The organism is Intrasporangium chromatireducens Q5-1 (assembly GCF_000576575.1).
In the GTDB taxonomy this organism is placed as follows: Bacteria; Actinomycetota; Actinomycetes; order Actinomycetales; family Dermatophilaceae; genus Intrasporangium_A; species Intrasporangium_A chromatireducens.
This window is the reverse complement of sequence record NZ_AWQS01000176.1, coordinates 1-7960: the sequence shown is the minus strand read 5'-3', so window position 1 is coordinate 7960 and position 7960 is coordinate 1. Positions and strand designations below refer to the sequence as shown.

9 protein-coding genes are annotated in these 7960 nt (G+C 70.5%); 5 read left to right on the top strand and 4 right to left on the bottom strand.

Going from position 1 to position 7960, the window contains the following annotated elements; translation table 11 throughout:
• Positions 1-20: 20 nt before the first annotated feature.
• On the bottom strand, positions 21-602 hold the full coding sequence (locus N864_RS16465) for an SOUL family heme-binding protein (protein WP_034719278.1): 582 nt from the start codon (positions 600-602) through the stop codon (positions 21-23).
• A 105-nt stretch (positions 603-707) separates the two neighbouring features.
• On the opposite strand from N864_RS16465, the gene N864_RS16460 reads away from it, so the two are divergent.
• Positions 708-1556 (top strand): GNAT family N-acetyltransferase, encoded by an 849-nt coding sequence (locus N864_RS16460; RefSeq protein WP_240474366.1) that lies wholly within the window; start codon positions 708-710, stop codon positions 1554-1556.
• 123 nt (positions 1557-1679) lie between these two features.
• On the opposite strand, the gene N864_RS16455 is transcribed toward N864_RS16460, so the two are convergent.
• Positions 1680-2642: a helix-turn-helix transcriptional regulator gene (locus N864_RS16455; protein WP_034719276.1), complete on the bottom strand. Its 963-nt coding sequence runs from the start codon at positions 2640-2642 to the stop codon at positions 1680-1682.
• A gap of 177 nt (positions 2643-2819) precedes the next feature.
• Here N864_RS16455 and N864_RS24780 point away from each other — a divergent pair, with 177 nt between their 5' ends.
• Positions 2820-2987: a hypothetical protein gene (locus tag N864_RS24780; protein ID WP_155892979.1), complete on the top strand. Its 168-nt coding sequence runs from the start codon at positions 2820-2822 to the stop codon at positions 2985-2987.
• A 15-nt stretch (positions 2988-3002) separates the two neighbouring features.
• On the opposite strand, the gene N864_RS16450 is transcribed toward N864_RS24780, so the two are convergent.
• Entirely contained in the window at positions 3003-3350 is a 348-nt protein-coding gene (locus tag N864_RS16450) for a GNAT family N-acetyltransferase (protein WP_338033652.1), read from the bottom strand.
• 71 nt (positions 3351-3421) lie between these two features.
• Between N864_RS16450 and N864_RS16445 the strand changes: the two genes are divergently transcribed.
• Positions 3422-4546: a metallophosphoesterase gene (locus tag N864_RS16445; RefSeq protein ID WP_034719271.1), complete on the top strand. Its 1125-nt coding sequence runs from the start codon at positions 3422-3424 to the stop codon at positions 4544-4546.
• Positions 4547-4872: 326 nt separating this feature from the next.
• Here N864_RS16445 and N864_RS16440 read toward each other — a convergent pair whose 3' ends face one another.
• Complete coding sequence (locus N864_RS16440; RefSeq protein WP_034719280.1) at positions 4873-6003, bottom strand: pyridoxal-phosphate-dependent aminotransferase family protein; 1131 nt, start codon at positions 6001-6003, stop codon at positions 4873-4875.
• A 105-nt stretch (positions 6004-6108) separates the two neighbouring features.
• Between N864_RS16440 and N864_RS16435 the strand changes: the two genes are divergently transcribed.
• Both N864_RS16435 and N864_RS16430 read left to right on the top strand, forming a co-directional pair.
• Positions 6109-6966, top strand: coding sequence for an ABC transporter substrate-binding protein (locus tag N864_RS16435; protein ID WP_034719269.1), 858 nt, complete (start codon positions 6109-6111; stop codon positions 6964-6966).
• 10 nt (positions 6967-6976) lie between these two features.
• The gene (locus N864_RS16430; RefSeq protein ID WP_081793956.1) at positions 6977-7798 is read left to right on the top strand and encodes an amino acid ABC transporter permease; all 822 of its coding nucleotides are present in this window, start codon (positions 6977-6979) and stop codon (positions 7796-7798) included.
• Positions 7799-7960 lie beyond the last annotated feature (162 nt).

Genomic DNA, 7960 nt, shown 5'->3' with positions numbered 1-7960 from the left:
GGGCCACCAACCAACAGCTGCTAGTCGGCGACGCCGGCCGGCGGTGGCTGTTCGTTCACCTCGAGGACAACCTCGTTGCGGCGCAGGAAGCTCGGCATGAACGGCGGGTCGAAGCGCGCCCAGGTCGCGGCGCCGACCGGGACCAGACCCGCGGCCCGGACGGCACGATCGAGCTCCTCGCGGTGGCGTTCGTAGGCGGCCCGGCTCCAGCCTCCTCGGTAGCGGCGCGCCGCTGCGAGCAGCCCCGGACGCTGCACCAGCCGGACGTCGGGACTCGTCGGCATCGGCGCGGTCTCGAGGGTGAGCGAGGCGGGCAGCACGAAGGCGACGGCATACTCGCCCTCGGCTGTCTCGCGCTGCTGCACGGGTGCGGTCATCGCGATGCGCTCCGATGGTTGCTGCAGCACGGGGGCCGTCATGGCGACCTTCGTCGCGGACCGGTTCTGGCCGCTGATGTAGCCCAGCAGCGTCCGGAAGGCGACATTGCCAGCGTCCTCGAAAGGCGCCCGGACGGTGACCTCGGCGACGACGTGCGGGGCATACCGGCGCAGCTCGAACTCGCCGTAGGAGCGCACCACGTCATACGCCTGCTTCTCGGTCATGCGTTTCTCCTCCGTGATCGACGCTACCCGCCGAGGAGCGCGGCCGGGCTTGGCGGACAAAACCCGGTCGCCGGCCGGGCGGGCAACCCGGTAGCGTCCGCCACCGTGACCGACCCCCTGCTGCAGGCCTATGACGACCAGTTGCGAGAGGAGGCCGAGGTCCGCGAGGACCAGCAGATGACGCGGATCGGCCCCCTCTGGTGCGCCATCCTCGGTGACGGGGCACGGGGGTTCGCCACGTATCGCGACCTCGGCGGCGTCACCGGCACGGCGCTCGACGACCTCATCGAGAAGGTCATCGCGCACTACTGCGACGAGACGGGCGTGGCGTCGTTCGAGTGGAAGACCCGCGGCCACGACGCCCCCTCCGACCTGGCCGACCACCTGGTCGCCCACGGCTTCGTCGCCGAGGAGCGCGAGACCGTCATGGTCGGCGAGGCGGCGGGCCTCGCGGTCGACGTGCCACTTCCGGACGGCGTGGTCGTGCGGCGGGCCGGCGTCGGCGGTGACCTGGCCGACGACGCGCGCCGAGCGAGCGAGCTGCAGGAGCGGGTCTTCGGCCGCAGTTCCGGTCCGAGCGTCGAACGGCTCGTCGCGGACCCGCAGGCGCACGCCGACCGGCTCACGCTCTGGCTCGCCGAGACGTCCGGGCAGGTCGTCAGCGCCGGCCGGCTCTCGATCGTGCCGGGCACCCAGTTCGCCGGCCTGTGGGGCGGCGCGAGCGATCCCGCGTGGCGCGGTCGGGGCATCTACCGAGCCCTCACCGCAGCGCGCGCCCGGCACGCGCTCGCCCACGGCGTGCGCTACCTGCACAGCGACAGCACTGACATGTCGCGGCCGATCCTCGAGCGCAACGGCCTGCGCCCGGTCACGACGACGACGCCCTACATCTGGACCAGGACCGACGTCGCGCACGCCAGCAGCACGCCGAGCGGCTCCGTCCCGACCGGCTGAGGACGGACGTCGTATGCCGCTCAGCCCGCCCCGCGCCCGACGCTCCGTTCCTGCGGGGGCGGGGTGAGCGGCATACTCGCGTCGCGGACCCACCCGAGCGCGAGCTCCACCCGCACGGCTGACTCAGTCGGGCTCGGTGACGGCGTCGAGCATCCGGGTCGCAATGGCTCGGGCGGCGTCGGCGAGCTCCGGGCTGTCGACGATGCGGTAGGGCACGGGGAGCGCCGCGAGGTGCTCGGCATACATCTGCGGGTTGCTCGTGCTTCCCGTCAGCCGGGTGGTGCCCTCGTCGAGCCGCTCGAGCCGCCCCAGCGTCCGCGGTAGGCAGCGGGTCACCGCGTCGACCGGCGCGGCGATGCGGACCTCGACCGGGAACTCCCAGCCCGTGCCGAGATGCTCCTCGAGGAGCGCGACCGGCTCGAGGTCGGTCGGCGGGGTGAAGCTCGCGTCGAGCGGCTCGACCGAGCGGATCCGGTCGACGCGGTAGGCCCGGACGGCGTCCTTGCCGCGGAGACGGCACAGCAGGTACCACCTGCCGTAGCGGACCACCACGGCCCACGGGTCCACGTCGGTGTCCCACTCGTTGCCCGCCTCCGAGCGGTAGGCCAACCGGACCGCACGCCGGTCCGAGCACGCTTGCACGAGAACGGCTGTCGTCGTCGGGTCGGGCCTCGCCGCACCACGGTCGGGCGCGGGAGCGGCGCCGCGGCGCACCGCCTCCGCCTGGGCGACCACGGGCTCGGGCAGCGCCCGGACCAGCTTGCCGAGGGCACTGCCGACCGGGTCGCTCGGGTCACCCGCCTGGTGGTGGCCGTCGAGGACGGCCATCACGAGACCGAGGGCCTCGGTGGCGCTGAAGACGAGGGGTGGCAGGCGCACGCCCCGGCCCAGCCGGTAGCCGCCGTAGGGGCCGCGCTCGGACTCGACCGGGATGCCGGCCTCGCGGAGGATCGCGATGTAGCGGCGGGCTGCGCGGTCGCTCACCCCGAGCTTCGCGGCCAGCCGGTCCGCGGTGACCCCGGGCATCGACTGGATCACCTCGAGGGCGAGCAGCGCACGCGCAGTGGGGCTGGCGTCAGGGTCCATGGCCGACTCCTTGGACGAAAGAAGCCCGTAGATCCGGAAGGCAAGCGTCCACAACCGATCCTAGCGTCGCGTGATGACCCATCCAGCAACGCGGCCGGGAGCTGTCGAAATGCCCGACCCCGCTTCGTTCTATCAGTGTGCGGCCCAGACGGTCGCGCACTGCGGAAGGAGTCACCGATGAACCTCAACCACCTCGGCGATCTAGGCACCATCCGGTCGGAGATCGACCGTCGCCACGGAGTGCCGAGCCGGCACCGTGAGCGGCCCCAGTCCTCGCTCAGGGTGATCGTGCGGTCCATGGGCAGACGCCGTTGGGAGGCGAGCCACGAGATGCGTCCGCACTGAGGCCGGCGGACCGGCTCAGCCTGTGGTCGTTGAGCCGAGGAGCCGCTCGTACTCGGGGTGGCGAGCGATCCACGCCTTGATGTAGGGACACAGCGCGACGACGCGGCGCTGCCCGTCGGCGGCCACGTCATCGAGGGCGAACCGGGCCAGGTCGCTGGCGATGCCCTCGCCCTCGTGCGCCTCGTCGACCTCGGTGTGCGTGAAGACGATGCGGTTGGCGCCGAGCTCGTACTCGGCGAAGCCCACGACGGTCCCGTCGAGCACCGCCTCGTAGCGGTGCTGGTCCGGGTTGTTGGCAACGGTGACCTCGCTCGACATGGTCCGAGTCTGCCACCCGCCCGCCGGTGGGGGCGGTGGGCTTATCGGGGCTCCGAGGGCGGCGCCGTCTACGGTGAGCGCATGTCGCCCGTGGGTTCCCCCTGCCCGGAGGCTCCATGTCCGGGTTCGTGATCGTCGTTGCCGTCGTGCTGGCGGCGCTCACCGGTGCGCTCTTCCGTGGGCTCGCCGTGGCGCCGCGGTGGCCCAGCGGGGTGCGGTGGCTGATCGGTGGCGTGCTCGGCCTCGGCTGGGTGGCGCTGCTCGCCGGCTTCGCGGTGCAGGGCGGTGAGCTCGACCCAAAGCGCTTCCGGTGGCTGGCCTGGCTCGGCATGACCTGGCTCGCGGTGTGGTGGTACCTGCTCCTCGGTGCTTGTGTGCTGGGGCTGGTCTCGCTCGCGCTGCGGTGGAGGCGTCGGGACCTGCGCCCGGTGCTGCGCGTCGGCTCGGTGGTCGTGGCCGTGGTCGCGCTGGGTGCGTCGGCCTACGGCCTCGGCGAGGCGGCCATGCCGGCGGTCAGCCGGGTCACGGTGGCCAGCGCCGACCTCCCGGTGGGTATGGAGGGGACGAAGGTCGCCCTCGTCACCGACCTGCACGTGGGGCCGATCCGGGACGCAGGCTTCACGCGGCGCGTCGTGCAGGCCATCAACGCGGCCGAGCCGGACCTCGTCGTCCTCGGCGGCGACCTCGCCGACGGCCGGGTCGACCAGGTCGGCGGGGCGCTGGCACCGCTCGCGGAGCTGCGGGCGCCGCTCGGCGTCGTTGCGGTCAGCGGCAACCACGAGTACCTCTCCGGTCAGCCGGAGCAGTGGCTGTCGCTGTGGGAGAGGCTCGGCATCACCGTGCTGCGCAACTCGAGTGTCGTGGTCGGCCGGGGCGGCGCCGCCTTCACCGTGGCCGGGCTGACGGATCCGCAGGGCGGCCGGTTCGGCGCCGCCCCCGACCCGGGGACGGCCCTCGCCGGGACTGACCCGGCGGGCTTCACGCTGCTCGTGGCGCACCAGCCACGGCAGGCCCTCGATGTGCAGGGCCGGGGCGTCGACCTCCAGCTGTCCGGCCACACGCACGGCGGACAGCTCTGGCCGTTCACCTACCTGGTGCGGCTGCAGCAGCCGATGACGGCCGGGCGGGCCACGATCGGTGACGTGCCGGTCCTGACGAGCCGCGGCGCCGGCGCGTGGGGGCCGCCGGTCCGGGTCCTCGCGCCGCCGGAGATCCCCCTCATCACCCTGACCCGCCCCTGACGCCCATCGACAGTGCGCCATTCCCCATCGACAGTGCAGAAGTCCAGAACGAGAGTGCGCTAGTCCGAGTCGAGAGTGCACTAGTCCGAGTCGAGAGTGCACGAGTCCAGATCGACAGTGCACAAATCCCCATCGACAGTGCGCTAGTCCGAGTCGAGAGTGCAGCTCTCACCTCGCGGATTGCACTCTCGATCCAAAGTTGTGCCCTCTCGATCGAAAATTACGCACTCTCGATCGATAATTGCGCACTGTCGATTCGAAGAAGCGCACTGTCGATCGAAAGTTGCGCACTGTCGATCGAAAGTGGCCCAGGTGGCCCTCCCCGATCAGCGGGTGAGCTGGTCGAGGGCCTTCTCGAGGCGAGCGACGGTGCCGTCGACGTCGGTCAGCTTGTCGAGGCCGAACAGGCCGATCCGGAACGTCGAGAAGTCGTCCGGCTCACCGCACATGAGCGGCACGCCGGCAGCGACCTGAAGGCCGACCTGCTTGAACTTCGCGCCGGTCCGGATCTCCGGGTCATCGGTGTAGACCACGACGACGCTCGAGGCGGCATACGGGTCGGCGGCGACGGAGTCGAAGCCCCGGGAGGCCAGCAGCTGGCGCACCTTGCCGCCGAGATCGACCTGGGCGGCCCGCAGCTGCTCGAGGCCGAGGTCACGGGTCTCGAGCATGATCGCGGCGTTGTGGGCGAGCCCGTCGGTCGGCATCGTCGCGTGGTACGGCGTCTGGCCCTCGACGTAGGCGTCCGCGATGGACAGCCACTTCTTGAGGTCTACGGCGAAGCTCGACGAGGTGGTCGACTCGACCGCCGCCCGACCCGCCTCGCTCAGCATGACGTAGCCGGCACACGGGGTGCCGCTCCAGCCCTTCTGGGGTGCGCTGATGAGCACGTCGACGTGGACCTCGGTCATGTCGACCCACAGGGCTCCGGACGCGACGCAGTCGAGCACGAAGATCCCGCCCACCTCGTGCGTCGCCGCCGCGATCGCCCGCAGGTAGTCGTCGGGCAGCACGATCCCGGCGGCCGTCTCGACGTGCGGGGCGAAGACGACCGCAGGCCGCTGCTCCCGGATGGCCGCCACGACCTCGTCGACCGGCGCGGGCTCCCAGGCGGCGTGGGCCGTGTCGTCGACCCGGCAGGCGGTGCAGACCGTCACGTCGTCGGAGATCGCGCCAACCTCGATGATCTGCGACCAGCGGTAGGAGAAGAGCCCGTTGCGCACGATGAGGCATCGCCGGCCGGTCGCGAGCTGACGAGCGACGGCCTCCATCGCGTAGCTGCCGCCACCGGGCACGATTGCGACCGCATGGGCGTGGTAGGTCGTGCGCAGGACGTCGATGATGTCCCGCATCACGCCGACGAACCGCTTCGACATGTGGTTGAGCGAGCGGTCGGTGAAGACCACCGAGTACTCGAGCAGGCCGTCCGGGTCGATATCAGGGCGTGGGAGGTGCATGCCTGCACCCTGCCACACGTGGGTCACGATCCGGTCAGCCTCGTTCCGCAAACGGGTCCCGCTCTGTAGTCTCACGTGCACTCGTCAACCACTGGAGGAACACAGATGTCGCAGCTCAGCTCCCGCATCACTCGCTATGCGGCCGTCGTCTCGCTCGCCTCGCTCGCCTCGCTCGCCCTCGCCGCGTGCGGCTCGAGCTCGGACAAGGGCGCCGCGACTGCACCGTCCGGCGGCCCGGAGCTCGTCAGCGCGAACACGCTCACCGTCTGCACCCACCTGTCCTACAAACCCTTCGAGTTCAAGGACAGCTCGGGCAACGTCATCGGCTTCGACATGGACCTCGCCCAGGCGACGGCCAAGCAGCTCGGCCTGCCGAAGGTCACCATCGTCGACATCGACTTTGCGTCGCAGACCTCGGGCGCCGTCTTCGCCGCCAAGAAGTGCGACATGGCGATGGGCGCGGTCACCATCAACGACAAGCGCAAGCAGGCGGTCGACTTCTCCACGCCGTACTTCAGCGCAACCCAGGCCCTCCTGACGAAGAAGTCGTCCGGCGTCACCGACCTCGCCTCCCTCAAGGGCAAGAAGATCGGCGTGCAGACCGACACGACCGGCCAGGAGTACGCGCAGAAGAACAAGGATGCCAACGGCTACGAGACGGTCGTCTTCGACGACCTGCCGACCCAGATCACGGGCGTCCAGTCCGGCCGCGTGGACGCGATCATCAACGACAACGGCCCGCTGCTCGACTTCACCAAGGACAACCCCGACTTCGCGGTCGTCAAGGAGTTCGACACCGGCGAGCAGTACGGCTTCCTCTTCCAGAAGGACAACGCCAACGCGGCCAAGATCAAGGACGCCTTCAACGCGGCCCTGAAGAAGTCGATCGAGGACGGCTCCTACAAGGAGAGCTACAAGAAGTGGTTCGGCTCGGAGCCCGCGGTGATGCCGAGCGTCTCCTGAGGTCGATGCCATGACTTCACCTGCAGCAGCAGCGGGGCGGCCACGGCTGTCGCCCCGCAAGCGGGCCCAGCGGATCCGGTGGGTGCAGTACGCGCTCCTCGTCGCGGTCGTCATCGTGCTCGTCTCAGTGGCCGACTTCCCCCAGATCCAGAAGGTCTTCTTCCGCGGTGACCTCATCCACGACGCCCTGACCCAGGGGCTGGGCCGGGCGATCCTCAACACCGTCATCTATGCCCTCGGGGCCTTCGTGCTCGGCCTCGTCATCGGCACGGTCCTCGCCCTGATGCGGCTCTCCTCCGTCGGGCCCTACCGCTGGCTCGCGGGCATCTACATCGAGTTCTTCCGGGGGCTGCCCGCGATCGTCGTGCTCATCGCGTTCGGGCTGCTCCCGCTCGCCTTCCCCGGGATGGAGATCCCGTTCGGCACCTACGGCACGGTGTGGTCCGCGCTCGGCATCGTCGCCGCGGCCTACATGGCCGAGACGATCCGCGCCGGCATCCAGGCGGTCCCGAAGGGTCAGGTCGAGGCGGCCCGGTCCCTCGGCATGCCGGCGGGCGCAGCGACGCGCAAGATCGTGCTGCCCCAGGCGTTCCGCATCGTCACGCCGCCGCTGACGAACGAGCTGATCCTCGTCGTCAAGGACAGCTCCCTCGCCTACATCATCGGGCTGTCCTCGACCGGCTTCGACCTGACGAAGTACGGGCGCGACATGGCGAGCACCAACGCCAACCTCACGCCCCTCGTCGTCGCCGGCCTCTGCTACCTCCTCATCACCCTGCCGCTCACCTTCCTGGTGCGGCGCATGGAGCGGAAGGCGGCGAAGGCGCGATGACGACGAACCCGGCTCAGCGGCATACCACCTCCTCGAGCGGCGGAGCCGCGATCGTCGAGATCACCGACCTGCGCAAGTCGTTCGGCTCGGTCGAGGTGCTGACCAACATCACCGGCTCGGTCCGGCAGGGCGAGGTGGTCTGCGTCATCGGGCCGTCCGGCT